The organism is Kitasatospora sp. A2-31 (assembly GCF_022288725.1).
Classification (GTDB): Bacteria; Actinomycetota; Actinomycetes; order Streptomycetales; family Streptomycetaceae; genus Kitasatospora.
On sequence record NZ_JAKNTA010000004.1, the window covers coordinates 449,521 to 468,133 of the forward strand.

Genomic DNA, 18,613 nt, shown 5'->3' on the forward strand with positions numbered 1-18,613 from the left:
GCTCGCCGGACCGGCAGCTTGCCCGGCAAGTGACGGGCAGTATCGGTGCGGGCCGGGCCGGGTCGGGCCGGCCCGGGCCGGGGCTGGTCACGCGGCGCGTCAGGACGGAGCGGGCGGGGTCGGGCCGGGGCTGGTCACGCGACGCGTCAGGACGGGGCGGGCCGGGGGTCGGAGGGGTGGCAGCGGTCAGCCGGCCGCCGCCAGCACCGGCTGGGCGTCGCAGAGCCGCCGGCACAGGTTGAGCACGGAGAACCGGACGCCGTCGCGGGCCGGGACGCTGCGGATCAGCCCGCTGGCCAGCAGCTCGTGCAGTGCGAGCAGGCACTCCTGCGGCGGGCGCCCGCTCAGTGCCACGGCGTCCTCGCCCGACCAGTCGCCGGGCTCTGCGGCGAGCCGCTCCAGCAGGTAGCGCTGGCTCAGCGTCAGCCGCTCCAGCGCCGCGCCGAGCGCCGCGCCGACGTCCCCGCGCCCGCCGAACCCGGCCGGCGGCGTCAGGTGGAACGGCCCGTCCGCCAGCCGGGCCACCAGCTGCCCCGGCGACAGCACCGTGGACCAGCCGGCCGCGAGCTCCAGGGCGCCCGGGAGGCCGTCCAGTTGGCGGCAGAGTGCGGCCACCGCCGGCGCCTCGTCGCGCTCCAGCCGGTAGCCCGGGCGCAGCCGGCGCAGGTGCGACAGCAGCAGCCGGACGGCGCCCACCTCGGCCAGCGCGGCCGGGTCGTGGTCGAGTTCGGGCCCGGGGGTGGGCAGCGGGGCGAGCGGGATCACCTGGCCGCCGGGCAGCGGTTGGGCGACCCGCGCGGTGATCAGCACCCGCAGGCCGGGGCAGCGCTGGAACAGCTCGTCCAGCAGGGCGGCGTCCACCCGGCCGTCGGCGCCGTCCAGCACCAGCAGGGTGGGCCGGTCGCCGATGGCGCGGGCGAGGTCGGCGCGGCCGTCGCGGGCGCGGCCGAGGTCGCTCCGGCCGCCGTCGGCGCGGCCGAGGTCGATGAGGGTCGGGCCGGACGGGGCCGGCTCGGGGTGGTACTGGGTGCCGACGGCCACCGAGCTGGCGCAGTCGATCCAGCGCACCGACCAGCGGGCGGCCAGGTGCAGCCGCCGGGCCACCTCCAGCACCAGCCGGGTCTTGCCGACCCCGCCCAGACCGGTCACCGTGACCAGCCGGTCGCCGTGGACGGCCAGCGCGTCGGCCAGCACCTCCACCTCCAGTTCCCGGCCGACGATCGCCCCCCGGGCCACCGGCGGCGCGGTGGGCTCCTCGCGCGGTTCGTCGGCGAGCGCCTGCCGGCGCGCGGCCGCCTCGAACGCCTGGCGGTTGCGGCCCTCCAGCCGCAGCGCGTCGGCGAGCAGCCTGACCGTCTCCTGCCGGGGGCGCTGCACCCGGCCGCTCTCCATGTCCCGGATCGCCCGCACGCTCAGGGTCGCGTGATCGGCGAGCACCTGCTGGGTCAGGCCGACCCGTTCGCGCCTGATCCTGAGCAGCTCTCCGAAGCCCACCGTCGTCTGCAGCGACTGACCGCTGTCCATGTCTCGTCCGCCTTCCGTGGGTTGGCCAACTACCGGGGACCGGATCGGGTCCGTGCGGCCGCCGGCACGCCGGGGGCGGCGCCGACCGGCTGTGGCCGTCGAACCGTGTTCCCCCGCTGCCGATGGTCCACGGCGCTGCTCTACGGGCGATCAACGGTCGATCACCGTAGGTTCACGGACTCTCCGCATCGTCCACGAAGCTTCCCCCGGCACCCCTGCCCGAGGGTGCCGGCAGCCGCACCGCCGGCCGCGGAAGGGCCTCCCGGTCCGGCCATGGGCCGTGTCCGCCGCAGGTTCCGGGGCGCTCCCCGGGGTGGCCGGCCCCCTGTGCCGCCGGCTCCGCGTCAACCGAAACGAGCGATTTGCACCTTTCGCGTGTATGTCGGCGCGGACCGTTGCAGCGGGCGGTTCGGGTACGTCAAGCTGACGCCCACTCAGCGACCCGGCGCCGACCCGGCCGGCGGGCCGACCGCATCGCATCGAGACAGGGGTCGCGTGGTGCCAGCGCTCAAGGGGGCCTTCGTCAAGTTCGACGCGGGGCTGCTCGGGGGGCTGCCGGACATCGTGCTGTTCCAGTTCAACCCGGAGACCGTGAGCCGGACCCCGGGCCTGGCCTTCCCCCCCGATCCCCCCGACGGGTCCGGCCCCGCCCCCGCGAACCAGCCCGGCGAGCCGGACGAGGCCATCTCGTTCACGCTGCGCCTCGACGCCACCGACCAGTTGGCCGGCGGCAACCCGATCGCCCTGGTCGCGGGCGTGCTGCCCGCCCTGTCGGCGCTCGAACTGCTGATGTACCCGCAGGAGTCGCTGGCCACCTCGTTGTGGGGCGGCGGGCCGCAGCCCTACCGCAGCCCACCGGCGCAACTGCCGACCGTGCTGTTCTTCTGGGGCCCCTACCGGCTCCTCCCGGTCACGGTCACCAACCTCTACGTCACCGAGCGCGAGTACGACCGGATGCTCAACCCCGTCCGGGTCGAGGTGAACGTCTCCCTGCGGGTGCTCACCCCGGTCCGGCTCCCCGCGGAGGCCAAGCTCGCCATCGGCGCCTACAAGTACACCCAGTCCGTGCGCGAGGTGATGGCCGCCCTCAACCTGGCCAACGTCGCGGGAGACCTGCTGGGGGCCCTGCAGTGACCGACCCCGGCAGCCGCTACGCCGAGGCCGCCCGGCGCAGCCGCCTCGTCGCCACGGCGGACGGCCGGGTGCATGCGGTGCTGCCGATCCGCTTCGTCCCGCCCACCGCCGGCTGGTACCGCCACACCGTCGTCGAGGGCGACCGGCTCGACCTCCTCGCGGCGCGCTACTACGGGCGTGCCGACCGCTTCTGGCTGATCGCGGACGCCAACCCGGGCGTCGATCCGGAGGACCTGCTGGCACCCGGGGCCCGGATCATCGTCCCGCCGGACCGGGCGGGGTGACGGCGGTGCCGGAGAAGGCCTTCCAACTGCGCTGCGGCGGTGCCCCGGCCACCGACCTCCACCCCGACGTGGAGTTCGTCGAGGTGGACGAGAGCGTCGACGGCACCTTCTTCACCGTCCGGCTGCGGCTCACCGCCGGGCCCGACGGCGAGTGGAGCCACCTGTCGGACGAGCGGTTCACGCCGTTCTCACCGCTCGGGCTGGACCTCGGCTTCACCGGCGGCGGGGGTGCCGGCGGGGCCGTCGGCGGTCTGCTCGGCGGCGGCGCCCCCGGGCCGGAGCCGCTGGCCGAGGGTTACGTGGTCGGCGCCACCGTGCGGTTGACGGGCCGTGACGCCCACGTCGACGTGTTCGGGCAGGACCCGTGGGCCGTCCTCGGCCAGGAGGAGAAGGCGGTGGCCTGGCCGGACCTGGCCGACTCCGACATCGCCAAGCAGGTCCTCACGGCCGCCGGCTTCGAGGCCGACGTCACGCCGACCGCCCCGCTGCGCGAGGCGGACGGGACGACCGTCGTCCAGCGCGGCACCGACGCCGCCTTCCTGCGGGCGATCGCCCGCCGCAACGGCTTCGAGGTGCGGTTCGTCGCGGGGAAGGGCCCGGCCCGCTGCCGGTTCGGACCCCCCGCGCTCGGCGGCTCGCCGCAGCCGGACCTGGCGATCCGGTTCGGCGCGGCCGGCAACCTGCGCACCTTCGAGGCCACGCTCGACGGGCGCCTGCCGCTCGCGGTCCGTGCCGAGCAGGTGGCGCCGGAGACCAGGGGGACCTCCGTCGCCGAGGCGGCCGTCCCCGCCCAGCGCCTCACCGGCCGGACCACCCTGGCCGACCTCGCCGGGGCAGCCCTGGCCCGGGCGGCCCGGCCGCTGCGCGCTCCCGGCACCCTGCTGCTGACCGCCACACCGACCGCCGACCCGTCCGAGCTGACCCGGCAGGCCCAGGCGGCCCGGGACGAGGCGGCCTGGTTGGTCGACGCGGTCGGTGAGATCAACAGCGACGCGTACGGGCACGTGCTGCGGGCCGGACGGACGGTACTCGTCAAGGGCGCCGGGACGCTGCACAGCGGCTTGTACTACGTGACCCGCGTCGTCCACCGGATGCGGCCGACCGGCGAGTACGTGCAGCGGTTCGAGGCCCGCCGCAACGCGGTCGGACTGGACGGCACCGAGGCGTTCGGCGGCGGGGCTCCGGGCCTGCCGCTGCCGGGACTGTGAGGCGCGGTGGAACCCCTGGAGCACGTGGTCGCCCGCCTGGTCGAGCGGGTCGAGGGGCGGTACTTCGGCAAGTACCGGGGCATCGTCAGCGACGTCGACGACCCGCGTGCGCTGGGCCGGGTCCGGGTGCGGGTGCCGCACCTGACCGGGGACGTCGAACTGGGCTGGGCCCTGCCGTGCCTGCCGTACGGCGGCTTGCCGGGTGAGGGGCTGTTCGCCGTCCCCGGCAAGGGCGCGGGGGTCTGGGTGGAGTTCGAGGGCGGCGATCTCGCCTATCCGGTGTGGACCGGCAGCTGGTGGGCCACCGGCGAGGTGCCGGAGGACGCCGGACCGGCGCAGAAGGTACTGCGCAGCGCCAAGGGGCACGTCGTGGTGCTCGACGACGAGGAGGAGACCCTCACCGTCACCGACGCCAACGGAAACAGCGTCACCATGGACGCCACCGGAGTCGTGATCGAGGACGTCGGCGGCAACACGGTCACCATGGACGCGGGCGGCATCACCATCGGCGGCTCCACCGTGGCCATCGGGGAACAGGCCACCGACCACCTGGTCGGTCACGCGGCCCTGAACACCGCGCTGCAGGCGCTGGTGCAGGCCCTCGCCACGCACACCCACACCCTCGTCGGACCCGCCGGGCCGACCGGCCCACCGGTCGTCCCGATCGTGCTGGGCCTGGACGCCGCCAAGTCCCGGCACGAGGTGGAGCTCTAGATGGCCGCGGCCCCGGAACGTCACCTCGCCGTCCCGCTCGACCTCGCCCCCGGCGGCGGTCTGCGCACCTGCGGCCCCGAGCAGCACCTGCGCGACCTCGTGCTGCAGGTGCTGCTCACCGAGCCGGGCGAGCGCGTCAACCGGCCCGACTTCGGCTGCGGCGTCCGGCGGCTGGTCTTCGCCGGCGGCGACGAGATCCAGCGCGCCACCACACGGTTCCTCATCACCCAGAACCTCGACCGCTGGCTCGGTGACCGGCTGCGGGTGGAGCAGGTCGACGTCCGGGCCGAGCCGGGAGCCGAGGAGGCGTTGCTCGTCACGGTCGTCTACGTCGTGAAACAGACCGGTACCCGGCAGTCCCTCGCCGTGGCCACCGGCGGGCACGGTGGATCCGTCACGGTGGCCGGCGGCATCGGCGGTACCGGCGGCCTCGTCGCGGCGGAGGCGGGGCCGTGAGCGGCCGGTCCGCGGGGCTCGCCGGTGGGAGGCTCCCGGCGCCGCCGTTGGCGGGTGCCCGTCCGCTCCTGCGCACCGGCATGGTGGGGATCGCCCGGGTCGACGTCGTGGACGCCGACCGGGCCGCCGGCACGCCGCCGCTGCTGGTCGTCCGGCTGCAGCCGGACGACGCCACCGACCGTGCACCCTGGCTGCTCGACCGCGCCGGGTACGCCCTGGCCGGCGGCGCCCGGCTCCACCCGCGCATCGCCGAGGTGACCCCCACACCCGGCCGGCGGGACGAGGTGACCCTGCGGCTCGACGCCGAGGGCGACCGCGACGGCTACACCCTGACCCTGGTGGGGGAGAGCGCCGACCCCTTCCACGGGACGGCCGCCCTGCGGTTCCGGCTGGACTGCGCCGGCGCCGACTGCGCCGTGGCACCCGTGACCGCGGCCCCGCCCCCGCCGGCCACCGTGCGGATCGACTACCTGGCGAGGGACTTCGAGGGGTTCCGCCGCGCCCTTCAGGACTTCGTGCCGACCCGGGCCCCCGGTTGGACGGAGACCAGCGAGGCCGATGCCGGTGTCATGCTGCTGGAGCTGTTCGCGGCCACCGCCGACGGCTTCAGCTACGTCCTCGACCGGGTGGCCAACGAGGCGTTCCTGGACACCGCCACCGAGCGCCGCTCGGTGGCCGGACATCTGGCCCTGATCGGGTGCCCGCTGGACGAGGGGGCGTCGGCCGAGACCGTGCTGCAGTTCCGGGTGAGCCGCTCCCACCTGCTGGTGGCGGGCTTCGCCGTCCGGCAGCAGGACGGCGCCGGGGCGGTCCCGGCCGGCGACGGAGGCGACGGCGACCAGGACGGCACGGTGTTCGAGACCGTGGCGGACGCCGTGCTGCTGCCCGCGCACAACGAGCTGACCCTCTACGACTGGGACAGCCCCGACGGCTACCTGCCCGCCGGCGCCACCACGGCGTACCTGGTCGGGGACCTCCCCGCGCTGGACGCCGGCGACCTCCTCGCCCTGTGCGACACGGTGACCGGCCGGGCCGAGGTGGTCCGGCTCGACCGGGTCCCCGACCGGCTGCGACCGTCCGGCTTCGGTGCGAACGGGACGCCGGCGCTCACCCGGATCACCTGGAGCCGCGACACCGCGCTCCGGCACGACCACCCGGTCCGCCGGACCGCCGTCCGGGGGAACCTCGTCCGGGCGAGCCACGGGCTCACCCGGCGCGAGCGGATCGTGCTCGCGGCGACGGGCCGCGGTGGTGGCGAGGCGGCCGCGGCAGTCGCCGGGACGAGCGCGTGGGCGGTCGCCCGGCCCGCGGTGACAACCCCGGCCACCGTCGTCCTGGTGACGGTGTGGGGGTTGGCGGACGGTCAGGACGTCGTCGTGGTGGTGGTGTCGCCGCAGGGCGACCGGACCGTGCACACCGTCGCCCAGGACGGTCCCGGCGGAGTGGACGGCTTGGCGGTGCCGATCGTCCAGGACGCCCCGGCGGGGATCTGGCGGGCCGTGGTCGGTCGCACCGTCGACGAGGCGCTGACGGTCCCGCAGGCCGTCGCCCGTTGGGAGGTCCGCGCCGCCGGCGCCCCGTCGGCGCCGGACACCCCGCTGCCGCGGCTGCGGGTGCCCGTCCCCGGGGCCCCGCTGGGCATCGACGCCGCCGGCCGGCCGCAGCTTCAGGTGGTGATCGACGGCACCGAGTGGGAATGGGCCCCGACCCTGCTCGACAGCGGCCCGCGCGACCGCGTCTTCACCCTCGAGTTCGGCGACGGCGGCGCCGCGACGATGCTGTTCGGCCAGGGCGGTACCCGGCCGGCGGGCCGCGGGGCGTTCGGACTGCGCCCGCCCGACGGCGCCGTCCTCGACCTGCGCTTCCGGGTGGGGCTCGGGACCGGTGGCAACGTCCCCGCGGGAACGCTCACCGTCCCCGCGGACCAGGAGCCCTCCCGGCCCGGCGCCCGGACCGGTACCGGTGACTGGCTGCTCGCCGTCACCAACCCCGTGCCCGCCACCGGCGGCCGCGACCCCCAGGAGCTGGACGACGCGCGACGGGCCGGCCCGGTCGCTGCGGGCCGGCGCGAGGTCGCCGTCACGGCGCGCGACTACGCCGAGGCCGTCGCCGAGTTCGACCGCGCCGCCGGCGGCGGGCTGATCTCCCGGGCCGGTGCGGAGTTCCGGTGGACCGGTAGCTGGGTCGCCGTCGACCTCGTCCTGGACCTGGCCGACGGCACGGAGCTCGACGACCGGCTGGCCGCCGACCTGCTCGCCTTCCTCGACCGGCGGCGCCTGGCCGGCTACGACCTCCGGCTGGTGCCCGCCCGTGACCTGCCGCTCCAGCTGGTCCTCACGGTCTGCGTCGAGCCCGGCTACCTCGCCGGCGCGGTCCGGCAGGACGTCGCGACGGCCCTGCGGCCCGGCGTCCGGACCGACGGTTCCCGGGGCCTGTTCGACCCGGAGCACCTGAGCTTCGGCGACCCGGTGCTCCTGAGCCGGCTCCACCTCGCGCTGGCGGCCGTACCGGGGGTTCGCTCCGTCACCGTCGACGTGCTCGCCCCGCTCGACTCCGCCACGCCGGAGGCGGACACCGCCCTGGTGAAGGCGACCGGGCAGCTCACCGTCGGCCGGGACCGGATCGCCCGGCTCGACGACGACCCGGCCCGCCCCGAGCGCGGCAGGCTCACGCTGGTCACCCGGGGAGGCAGCTGATGGCGCAGACCGACGGTCCTCCCGCCGGCGGCACGCCGGGCCTCCCGGTCCGCCGGCCGGAGAACCTGCCCGGGCGCGGCCGGCTGGACTACCGCCTCGGCACGTTCGAGACCTTCCGCCGGGCCATGCTCGACGACCTGCCGCTCCAACTGCCCGGCTGGCACGAGACCGAGTCCGCCCCCGACCGCGCCACCGCGCTCGTCGACGCCTGGGCCTACCTGGCCGACAGCGCCTCCTTCTACGCCGAACTCGTCGCCAACGAGGCCTTCATCGGCACGGCCACCCAGCTCGACTCACTGCAGCGCCTGGCCCGTCTGGTCGGCTACCGGCCCGGCCCGGGCGCCGCGGCGAGGGTCTTGCTCGCCCTCACCGTCGACCCGGCGCGGGCCGGGCAGGAGGTGACCGTCCGCCAGGGCACCCGGGTGGGCGGGCGCGCCGCGCCGGACCGGCTCCCGGTCGTGTTCGAAACCGACCAGGCGGTGACCGCGCGCACCGAGCACAACAGCATCCCGCTGGCGTCCGCCGGCCCGGCCGACCAGTTCGCCCCGCTCGGCGCGCTGGCGGCGGTCGAGGCCCTGACCACGCCCGGCGCGCCGGGGCCGCCCGCGGGGGAGGTGGCCGACTTCAACCGGATCGCCAACGACCTCGGGCTGGTCTTCCCCCTCCTCGCCGGGGCCCTGCTGCAGACCGGACGCCACCCCGCCCCCGGCCGGCCGCCGACGCCCCCGCCGGACCCGGCGGAGCAGGCCCTGCCCGACGCCACGAGCGGCCTGCGCCGCACGGTGCACATCGTCGGCACCGGGCTGCGGCTGCGGGCCGGGGGGTACGTGCTGGTCTTCGACCGCTTCGACGGCGACGGAGTGCCGACCGGGGAGGGGCTGCTCCGCGAGCTCGCCGAGGTCCGGGAGGACCGGCGGGCCGGGCGCACCGCACTGACCTGGGTCGAGGACGGGACCGTCTACGCGACGACGCCGGGCACAGCCCCGGCCGTCTACGCGCTGCGGGCGACGGCGCTGCCGTTCGGCGCCGCCGCCCCGCGGTTCGCCGACATGCCGCAGCCGCCCCCGCAGGGCCTCGCGGACTGGGACACCGGGGACGGCCGCTGGCTGCCCGAGGAGGCCTTCGTCCTGCACCTGGACACCGTCGTCGCCGCGGCGGCGGCCGGGAGCGAGGCCGACCCCCGCTTCGCCGTCCTGCTCGACGTCAGCGGCACCCGGCGCCCCTACCGCACCTTCCGGCTGACCGGCGCCGACACCGCCATGCACCTGGCCTTCGCCGTGCGCGGCCTGGTGACGCGGCTCCGGCTCGCCTCCGCCGTCCCCGCCAAGCGGTTCCTGCGGCGTGCGACCACCGTCCTGCTCTGCTCGCAGCGGCTGCCGCTCGACGACCGCCGCCCCCTTCCCGAGCCGCTCGGCGGCGACCGGCTGCTCCTGGCCGGCCGGTACCCGGCCCTCACCCCGGGGCAGTCGGCCGTCGTCACCTCGACCGTCGCGGGCGAGCGCGGCGAGAGCACCCTCACCGAGGCCGTCGCCGTCGAGGAGGTGCGGGTACTGGACGCCTCGGACCTGACCCTCGTCACGCTCCGCGCCCCGCTGATCCACGTCCACCAGCGCTCCCGCACCGCGCTGCTGGGGAACGTGGTGGCGGCGAGCCACGGGGAGACCACGCCCGCCGAGACGCTCGGCAGCGGGGACGGCACCGCCTGGCAGGCGTTCCGGCTGCGCCGTGGCCCGCTGACGTACCTGCCGGACAGCGAGGGCATGCTCCGCAGCACCCTGCAGGTGAGCGTCAACGGGGTGCGGTGGACCGAGCGGGACACCCCCGCCGACGCCGGGGCCGCGGAGGGGGCCGCCTTCACCGTCGAACACCCACCGGGCGACACCCCGGGTACCGTCGTCCGCTTCGGCGACGGCGGCTCCCGCCCACCCACCGGCCGGGACAACGTGGTCGCCACCTACCGGTGCGGGCTCGGGTCCGAGGGCGCCGTCCCGCCGGGGGGCGTGACCCGGCTCGTCGACGCCGTCCCGGGCCTGCGCGCGGTCACCAACCCGCTGCCCGCGGAGGGCGCCGCCGACCCGGAGACCGCCGACGGCATCCGCCGCAACGCCCCCGCCTCGCTGCGGACCCTGGGCCGGGCGGTGTCGGTCTCCGACCACACCGAGCTCGCCCTGGCCTTCCCCGGCATCGCCCGGGCCCGGGCGAGCACCGCCCCGGCCGGCGGTGAGGGCCTCGGCCTCGGCACCGAGATCCGCCTGACGGTGGCCCGGGCCGACCGGCAGCCGCTGACCGGCGACCACCTCACCCGGCTGCGCCGCTACCTCGACGCCCGCCGTGACGTGAACCAGCCGCTGCGGATCGTCGACTTCACGCCCGTCCCCGCGGACGTCACCGTGGTGGTGGACCTGGACGACCGCTACGGACGGCGGCCCACCCTGGCCGCCGTCCGGGCGGCGCTCGCCCAGCGCACCGGCCCGGACGGCAACCCCGGGCACCTCGCCACCCTCGGCTTCGGCGAGGCGCTGCGGGTGAGCGGGGTCTACGCCGCCGCGCAGGCCGTCCCCGGGGTGACCCGGGTCGTGGTCACCCGCCTCTGCGCCGCCGGTACGACCGGCGGACCGGCCCTGCTCGACGTGCTGCCCGTGCCCGCGACCGGCCTCGTCCTGGTCGCGGACGACCCCGCCGACGGCGCCGGCCTGCGCGGTCGGCTCACCGTCCTCCTCGGCACCGGGGGGTTCGCGGAATGAGGCACACCCGGGAGTTCTGGCTGGAACGCCTCTACGCGCGGGTGCCCGCCTTCCACCGCGAGCAGGACCTGGCGATCGCCCGGCTCCGCTCCCCGGGCCTCGACGACGGTCAGGCCGCCGAGCGGGCCCCGCTGCGCAGCCTGCTGCGGACGATCGCCGCCCAGGTCGCGGCCGTGCGCCAGGACCTCGACGACCTCCGGGACGACTTCTTCCTGGAGACCGCCGAGGACTGGGTGGTCCCCTACCTGGGCGCGCTCGTGGGGACGACACTGCTGCCGAACCCGGTCGGGCAGAGCAACCGCCAGGACGTCCGCAACACCCTGGCCTGGCGGCGGGCGAAGGGCACGCCGGCCATGCTCGCGGGGCTGGCGCGCGGTACCACCGGTTGGGGCGCGGAAGTCGTGGAGGGCTTCCGCACGCTGGCGTGGACGCAGCACGCCGCGCACGTCCGCCTCGACCGGCCGCTGACCGCCGACCTGCGCGACCCGGTGGCACTCGCGCGGCTCGGGACCGCGCACGACCCGTTCGCGCACCTGCCCGACTTCCGCGCCCCCGGGCGTTCGGGCGCGGCCGGGCAGGGCGGGCGGTACGACCTGGGCACGGCCGTGACGTTCCTCCGCCCGCTGCAGACCTTTCCGCAGCGCGGGGTGACCCCGGCCGCGGCGGCGCCGGGCGATCCCGCTCCCGCCGGCACCCGGGCCCACACCTTCGACCCGTTGCACGAGGAACTGCCGCTCTACGGCGCGGACGGGCTGCCGGTCGACCCGGTCGCCTTCGCCGTGGACCCGGCCGCCGCCTTCGGGCCGGAGCGCTCCTTCGTGGTGCGGCGCGCCGGAGTGCCGCTCGCGCTGGCCCCGGCCCGCGGCGGCGGGGACGGCCGACCGGACAACGGCGGCCGGGGACCGGGAGCCGCTGCGGACGCCGAGCCCGAGGAGGACTTCGCCTTCGGCACGCCCGAGCCGGCGACCGGGCTGCACCCGACGGAGGGGATGCGCGTCCTGGACCCGACGGTGTTCCGGCGGCCCGCCGAGCACTTCACGGTGTCGGCGCTCTGGTACCCGGACGCCGCTCCCGGCTCTGCCACCGGCCCGGTCGCACCGGTCCGGCTGGGAGCGATCGCGACCTCGCTGCTGCCCGACACCGGGCGGGCCTTCCGCACCGACCGGCCGCTCGGCGGAGCCGGCCGGCTGGTGGTGCGCATCGAGACCGGCCGCCCCGAGCCGCTGCCCGGCTGGGCCGGCCTCGGCACCGCCGACGCCGGCCGGTTCCCCGCCTGCGAGCTCGTCGTGCGTGACGACCGGCCGCCGCGCGCCGCCCGGCACGGCGGGGTGCCCTCGGTCGCCGGCCGCTACGCGGGCGCGGTGACCGTCCACCTGCCGGAGGTCTTCGTCTGGCCCGGCCGGCCGGTCGACCTGCTGGTCGCCGCCGACGGTTCGACGTACCGGGCCGAACCTCCGGCGGCGGGCGGCCCGCCCGGCCGGGGGCGGCTCGCCCGTGCCTCGGACGGCCAGGCCTGGCCGTCCGCCGGGCCCGCCCGCCCGGTGACCTGGCCCTACCGGCCCGACGGCGGCGTGCACCGGGTGCGCGGGCTCGCGGTGGCCGACCGCACCCGGTTCACCGGGCTGCCCGGCTTCGTCGTGGAGGTCCACGAGCTCGCGGCCGTCCCGCAGCTGGCCGGCGCCCTGGTGACCGCCGACACCCCGGTGACGGAGGAACACCGGGCCCGCCTCGCCGTGCCGGCCGGACTCACCGACTGGCCGGCCTTCACCTTCCTGCCGAGCCGCGACGCCGTCGCCGACCGGATCCCGGTCGAGCGGACCGTGCTGGTCGCCCTGGAGATCCGCCCGGCCGCCCTGCCCGGCCCGGGGGAGGCGCCCGCGGTCTGGCCGATGTCGGAACTGGTCGTCACCGACCGGGCCGGCGGCGCACTGCTCGCCTACCTGCCCGAGGCCGATCCGGTGGCGGACGGCGACGGCGCCCCGGTCGCACGGTTCGCGCTCGCCGCCGACGGCTCCGGATGGACGATGCCCGGCGGGCTGCGGCCCGGAGCCCCCGGGATGCTGCCGCCGGGCTCGGTGCCCGCCCGGGCGGCGCAGGGGCAGGTCCTGCCGCTGGAGGGCGCGGTGCCGCTGCGCCGCCGCCGCGTCGTGCACGGCCCCGCGCGCTCCGGGGAGTTGGGGGTCGACCCGGCCCGCGGCGTGTTCTGCCTGGCACCGGACGACCCGCTGGTCGCCCTCCCGCCGGCCGACCGCGACCTCACCGTCGACTACATCGAGGCCTTCGGCGGACCGGTCGGCGCCCGCGGCGTCCGGACGGCGCCGGGCGCGGCGGAGGACGGCGCGGCCGCGCCCACCCGGATCGTCTCCGCCGCGGGCGACGCCGCGGTCCGGCTCCCGTTCGGCCGGATCCACCGCACTCCGGCCGAGGCGGTCGCCGCGGCGGAAGCACTGTGGGCGGCGACCCGGGCATCCGTCGACGAGGTCATCGAGATCGTCGACAGCGCGAGCTATGCCGGTCCGGTCACGCTCGACTTCGGGCGGCTCGGCCCCGTTGCGGCGGGGCTGCGCCGGCACGTCACCATCCGCGCCGGCGGCCCGGCCGGGGCGGCCCGGCCGTGCCTGCTGCCGGAGACACCGGCCACCGGTGCCGCGCTCGTCACGGTGCGTGGCATGACCGGCCTCGGCGCCGTCGAGGCACTCTCCGTCGACCACGTCGTGCAGCTCTCGGGGCTACTGATCGGCGGCCGGATCCAGTTGACCGACGGCTTCCTGACGGCGTTGCGGCTGGACGCCTGCACGCTCGATGTGCCGTCCGGCGGCTCGCCGGAGGGCGAAGCCGACGGCCCGGCCGGCGAGGCCGCCGTCCGGTGGGACGACGCCGAGGCCGACCACCAGGCCGAACTCTCCTTCACCGCCTCGATCCTGGCCGGGGTCCGTACCGGTCCCGGGGTGGCGCTGGTGACCGGGACGGACTCGGTGCTCCACCGCACCGCCCCCGGACGGCGGCCCGGACTGGCCCTGGGCGGCCCGGACGCGCCCGGCCGGACCCGCGCGGAGGAGGCCGACGACTCGGCGGGCGACCGTCCGGCCCGGCTGGTCCGGCTGCGCCGGGTCACCGTGCTGGGCCGGCTGCGCGCCGAAGAACTGGAGGCGGACGAGGCGCTGCTCGCCGGCACGGCCGTCGTGGACGCCCGGCAGAGCGGCTGCCTGAGGTTCAGCCGGGTCGAGCCGGGATCGGTGCTGCCGCGCCGCCACCGGTGCGTCCCCGCGGACGACGACCTCGCCCGCGGGGACACCGCGGCGCCGTCCTTCAAGTCGCTGCGGCCGCGGTCCGCACTCTTCGCCGCGATCGGCGACGCCTCCTCGCCCCTCGTCCTCACCGCCTCCGGGTCCGGGGACGAAGTGGGCGCCTTCGCCGGCGGCCACAGCGGCCTGCGGCGCGCCAATCTCGCGGCCAAGCTGGCCGAGTTCCTGCCGGCCGGACTCCGACCGGTGATCGTCGTCGAGGACGGGGCCGTCGGCCGTCCTCCCGGGACCGTCTGAAGGAGCCGCATGAAGGCCGATTTCTCCCGACTGCGCGTCGACGACCTGCCGGGGGACGAGTGGTTGCAGCAGCAGGGCCGGGTCTGGCTCGACTCGGACTGGAACGAGGCCGCGCTCGCCCGTCTGCGCCGCCTCGAACACCACGTACGCGACCTGGTCGGCCGCCGGGGGCGTCCCGCGGCGGGGCGCGGGTTCCTGCTGGGCGACGGCGGGAACGGCGTGCTGACCATCGGCGGCGGTGCCGGAGCGGCCGGCCGCTTCTACCTCGACGGACTCCAGGCCGCCAACCCCGTTCCCACCACGTACGCGACGCAGCCGGACTACCCGAACGCCCCGCCGCTGCCGCTGCCGACCGGACCGGCCACCGGCTGGGAGCTCGTCGGCGACCTGGCCGGGGCACGGGCCGGGCACGGCTCGGCGCTGGTGCACACCGACCCGGACGACACGGAGGGCCACGGCATCGTCCTGGTCTGCGGCGGCACGGTCGCCGGAGCGGCCACCGCGACCGCGGAGCTGTTCCACCCGGACACGGCGGTCTGGTCGGGGACCGGGGCGATGACCACCGCCCGGACCGGCCATTCGGTCACCGACCTCTTCGACGGGAGGGTCCTGGTGGTCGGCGGGATCGGGCCCTCCGGGATCACTCTCGCGTCCGCGGAGATCTACGACGTCTTCGAGGGCACCTGGACGGCGGTGGCCGCGCCCGCGACGGCCCGTTCGGGCCACACCGCCACGCTGCTGAGCGACGGACGGGTGCTGGTCGCCGGCGGTCTCGGACCTGCCGCCGCTCCGCTCGGCGGCGCCCCCGGCACCGTCGGCGACCCTGTGGCCGGGGCCGAGATCTACGACCCGGACAGCGACACCTGGACCACGGCCGCCGCCATGACCGTACCGCGCGGCCGCCACGCCGCCGTCCGGGTCGGCCGCAGCCCGGGCCCGGACCAGGTCCTGGTCTGCGGCGGGTTCCGCGGCGGAGCGGCCGTCGCGTCGGCCGAGATCTACCACGCCGCGGTCGACGAGTGGCGGGCCGTGCCCGACCTCGCCGAGGCGCGCACGGGGCACACGGCGACCGTGCTGAGCGGCGGCCGCGTCCTCGTCGTCGGCGGCGCCGCGGCCGAACAGCCGCTGAACTCCTGCGAGCTGTTCGACCTCGACGCCGGCGCCTGGCGGCCGGCGGCCCCGATGGCCGCCAACCGCACCGGGCACGCCGCCGTGCGGCTGGCCGGCGGACAGGTCCTCGTGACCGGGGGGCACCGGGGGGACCGCCCGCTGGCCTCGACGGAGCGCTACGATCCCGCCGCCAACCGCTGGACCGAAGGCAGCCCGCTGGCCGAGGCGTGCGCCTGGCACCAGGCCACCGTGCTCGACCACGGCTCCGTCCTGGTGAGCGGCGGGACCAGCGAACCGTCCCCGGTGATCGGCGCCGGCGGGGAGATCCCGACCACCGAACTGCTCGATCCGGTCGGGACCACCACGGCCGTCGCCTACCTGGAGGTCTGGCGACGGCTCGTCGGCTTCCTCCAGGAGGACCGCCGCGAGACCGCGCTCGGCGGGGCCGACACCACCGTTCAGCTGCGGACGGTGGCCCAGGTCAAGGTCGTGCGGGTGCCCGCCTCCCACCTGCCCGACGAGCTCGACTGCGAGCATGCCGCGGGCTACCTGCCGGACGACGGTGCCGGCCGGCTCTCCACCGTCGTCGCCGCGGCCGCGCCGGTGAGCGGCCCCTGCGACACCGCCGCGGACAGCGGGTACTCCGGACGGGAGAACCGCCTCTACCGGGTCGAGATCCACGACTCCGGCGAGATGCTCGGTGCGCTGGCCCCCGGCGCCGTCCCGCTGGCCGCCGACGCCTCCGGCGGCCAGCGGGAACTGAGGGTCGGAAAGCTCACGGCGATCCAGCGGGCCGCCCTGCTGGTCGGCGGCTGGGAGCTGGTCGCCAGGTCCGCCTCCCCGGACGTGCGCGAGGTGGTGTCGATCGCCGAGGTCGACGCCACCGGCAGGGTGCGGTTGAAGGCGCCGGTGCGGCACCTCTCCTACCCGGCGGCGGGCGGCGCGGCCCTGATCCCCCGGAGGGACGTCGCACGCCTCGCCGAACCCGCCGTGGCCGGGGCGCACTCGGTGCGACTGGTGCCGGGGGAGGGGCCGGGCCCCGCGGAGTCCGCGGCCGGCCGGCTGGCCCGCCGCGGCTGGTTCCTCCGCGACGGCGAGAGCTCCGAACCGGTGGTCGTGACGAGCTACGACCCGGTGACCGGCGTGGCCAACCTGGCCGACCCGATCCGTTCCTCGCAGTCGGTGAACGCCGAACTGGTGCCGCGCGCCCGCTACAAGTGGTCGGCGGAGAACGCGGGGTTCGCCACCGCGGTCACCGCGGTGCTGCGCTCGGACCTCACCGCGGCGACCACCACGGTGCGGGTCGGCAGCCTCGGGCGCGACCGGGCCGGACAGCTGCGGGTGGGGGACCTGGTGGAGATCGCCGGCGACTCCGACGAGCTCGGTCCGGGGCGTGGTCTGCTCTGCCGGATCGCCACCGATCCGGACCCGGACGCCCTCACCGTCACTCTGGACGCGGCGGACCCGCTGCTCGTCCCGGAACGCAGCGCCGAGATCCGCGCGGACCACGTCGTGCTGCGCCGTTGGGACGGCATCGGGTTCGTCGGCCCGGAGGCGGTCGACCTCGGTGAGGGGGTGAAGATCGGCTTCACCGGCTACGACTTCCGGGCGTCCTCCTACTGGTGGTTCACGACGCGGGCCCGCGACGGCTCGGTCGAGAGCCTGGACGGCGTTCCGCCGCACGGCGTCCGGCGCCACCGCACGCCGCTCGCCGTCCTGCACTGGCGCAGCGACGACCGGGGCGGGGTCGTCCTGGAACGGATGGTCGAGTGCACGCCGGTGTTCGACCCGCTCACCGGCCTGCAGGCCCGGCACGTCGCCTACGACCCCCGCCGCACCGGACTCGGCGACACCGTTCAGGAGGCCATCGACGCGCTCGCCCCGCAGCACCACGCCCGGGTGGCGCAGAACGGCATCAGCTGGCGCAACGACCGGCCGCTACCGCTCACCCGGCTCAACGAGGGCCTCAGCGTGGACTTCACCGAGCCGATGGCGGAGGCCACGCTCACCGACCGCACGGTCGAGCTCTGGTTGCACGTGCCGGACGACGACGACCCGCTGGTCCACGCGGTGCGGGTGCCCTGCACGGTCACGCCCGGCCGGCGGCAGCCGCCCCCGGCGGGGAGCCCTCGTCCGGCCGGAGCCGACCGGGTCACCTTCCGCCCCAGGACCCCGCTCGACCCCGTCCGCGTCGGACAGTGGCTCGGACGGTTGCGGGCGATCCAGGGCAGTGCGGCACTGCGCGCGGACGTCGTCCTGCACAGTGCGAAGATCCTCGACGCGGCGCGGAAGCAGCCGCTCGACGGTACGGCCTTCGGGCGGCTCGTCCAGCAGGGGTACGACACCGTGACCGCCCTGCGCCTGCCCTCCGGGAACGGCCGCCCCGGGGGTGACTTCGAGAGCTGGTTCTTCGTCGCCGCGCCGCCGGCGCCGGTCCGGGTCACCCGGCTCGACCCGCCGAACCGGGAGCCGGTGCCCCGCTTCCCGGACGCGGTCCACGTGATGTTCAGCAAGGACGTGCTCCTGGCCGACGTCAGGTCCGCCGGGACCGTCGTCGTGGCGGGGCCGAACGGTGCCGCGGTCACCGTCCGGGTCGACCCGTTCCCGTTCGACGCCGCCGTCGAGACGTGTTCGGGCATCACGGTCACCCCGGCCAACCCGAAGTGGGGCGGTCCGGGCAAGCACGTCCTGACCCTGTCGAACAGGATCCACGACGTCGACGGGCTCACGCTCGACGGCAAGCGCGACGGCACCTCGGCCGACTTCACCGCGACCTACTTCTTCCTCCCGCAGACCCCCGTGGAACCGGTGCCCGTCCGCGTCGCCAGTATCCGGCCACCGGACGGAGCGGAGTTGGAGCTGTTCCCGGCGGTCATCCGGGTCGACTTCACCAAGCTGGTGCGGTTGGACACCCTGAACAGGCAGACGGTGGAAGTGACGGAGACCAATCCGGACGACCCGCTCGGTCTCGGTGACGTGGAGGGCAGCCTGGTCCCGTTCGGGGAGGCCCGACCGGGCCTGGTCAAGGGCTTCACCTTTGCGCCCGCGGACCGCGACTCGCTCAGGTCGCCCGGGCTGTTCACCCTCAGCCTGCGCCACGACCAGGGCTCGGTCATCATCGACGAGGACGGGCTGGTCCTCGTCGGGGACAACGAGGCGATTCCGTTCGACTCCGAGTTCACCGTGCGGCCCGCGCAATGA

Annotated in this window: 10 protein-coding genes; 9 read left to right on the forward strand and 1 reads right to left on the reverse strand. The window is 76.7% G+C overall.

All coding sequences use genetic code 11. The features are described 5' to 3' along the window. Positions 1-186 precede the first annotated feature (186 nt). Entirely contained in the window at positions 187-1,524 is a 1,338-nt protein-coding gene (locus MCM47_RS14115) for a helix-turn-helix domain-containing protein (protein ID WP_238861914.1), read from the reverse strand. A 498-nt stretch (positions 1,525-2,022) separates the two neighbouring features. On the opposite strand from MCM47_RS14115, the gene MCM47_RS43240 reads away from it, so the two are divergent. The 9 genes from MCM47_RS43240 to MCM47_RS14160 are packed head-to-tail and all read left to right on the forward strand — an operon-like array spanning position 2,023 to position 18,613. Further along, entirely contained in the window at positions 2,023-2,658 is a 636-nt protein-coding gene (locus MCM47_RS43240) for a hypothetical protein (RefSeq protein ID WP_238861915.1), read from the forward strand. Next, positions 2,655-2,942 carry a LysM domain-containing protein gene (locus tag MCM47_RS43245; protein WP_238861916.1) on the forward strand — a complete coding sequence of 96 codons (288 nt, stop codon included), beginning with the start codon at positions 2,655-2,657 and terminating at the stop codon, positions 2,940-2,942. The genes MCM47_RS43240 and MCM47_RS43245 overlap by 4 nt, the downstream gene beginning before the upstream one ends. Positions 2,943-2,947: 5 nt before the next feature. Then, positions 2,948-4,150 (forward strand): hypothetical protein, encoded by a 1,203-nt coding sequence (locus MCM47_RS14130; RefSeq protein ID WP_238861917.1) that lies wholly within the window; start codon positions 2,948-2,950, stop codon positions 4,148-4,150. Between the two features lie 6 nt (positions 4,151-4,156). After that, on the forward strand, positions 4,157-4,864 hold the full coding sequence (locus MCM47_RS14135; RefSeq protein WP_238861918.1) for a phage baseplate assembly protein V: 708 nt from the start codon (positions 4,157-4,159) through the stop codon (positions 4,862-4,864). Continuing rightward, complete coding sequence (locus MCM47_RS14140; protein ID WP_238861919.1) at positions 4,865-5,320, forward strand: GPW/gp25 family protein; 456 nt, start codon at positions 4,865-4,867, stop codon at positions 5,318-5,320. It abuts the gene before it with no gap. Then, positions 5,317-8,016 carry a hypothetical protein gene (locus tag MCM47_RS14145; protein ID WP_238861920.1) on the forward strand — a complete coding sequence of 900 codons (2,700 nt, stop codon included), beginning with the start codon at positions 5,317-5,319 and terminating at the stop codon, positions 8,014-8,016. Before MCM47_RS14140 ends, MCM47_RS14145 begins: the two co-directional genes overlap by 4 nt. Further along, positions 8,016-10,760, forward strand: coding sequence for a baseplate J/gp47 family protein (locus MCM47_RS14150; RefSeq protein ID WP_238861921.1), 2,745 nt, complete (start codon positions 8,016-8,018; stop codon positions 10,758-10,760). Before MCM47_RS14145 ends, MCM47_RS14150 begins: the two co-directional genes overlap by 1 nt. After that, on the forward strand, positions 10,757-14,302 hold the full coding sequence (locus MCM47_RS14155) for a hypothetical protein (protein WP_238861922.1): 3,546 nt from the start codon (positions 10,757-10,759) through the stop codon (positions 14,300-14,302). The genes MCM47_RS14150 and MCM47_RS14155 overlap by 4 nt, the downstream gene beginning before the upstream one ends. Before the next feature lie 9 nt (positions 14,303-14,311). After that, entirely contained in the window at positions 14,312-18,613 is a 4,302-nt protein-coding gene (locus MCM47_RS14160; RefSeq protein WP_238861923.1) for a kelch repeat-containing protein, read from the forward strand.

Excerpts from the sequence above, each read along its gene's own strand:
- MCM47_RS14115 (WP_238861914.1), bottom strand. The coding sequence starts at position 1,524 with ATGGACAGCGGTCAGTCGCTGCAGACGACGGTGGGCTTCGGAGAGCTG.
- MCM47_RS14140 (WP_238861919.1), top strand. The coding sequence starts at position 4,865 with ATGGCCGCGGCCCCGGAACGTCACCTCGCCGTCCCGCTCGACCTCGCC.
- MCM47_RS14150 (WP_238861921.1), top strand. The coding sequence starts at position 8,016 with ATGGCGCAGACCGACGGTCCTCCCGCCGGCGGCACGCCGGGCCTCCCG.
- MCM47_RS14155 (WP_238861922.1), top strand. The coding sequence starts at position 10,757 with ATGAGGCACACCCGGGAGTTCTGGCTGGAACGCCTCTACGCGCGGGTG.
- MCM47_RS14160 (WP_238861923.1), top strand. The coding sequence starts at position 14,312 with ATGAAGGCCGATTTCTCCCGACTGCGCGTCGACGACCTGCCGGGGGAC.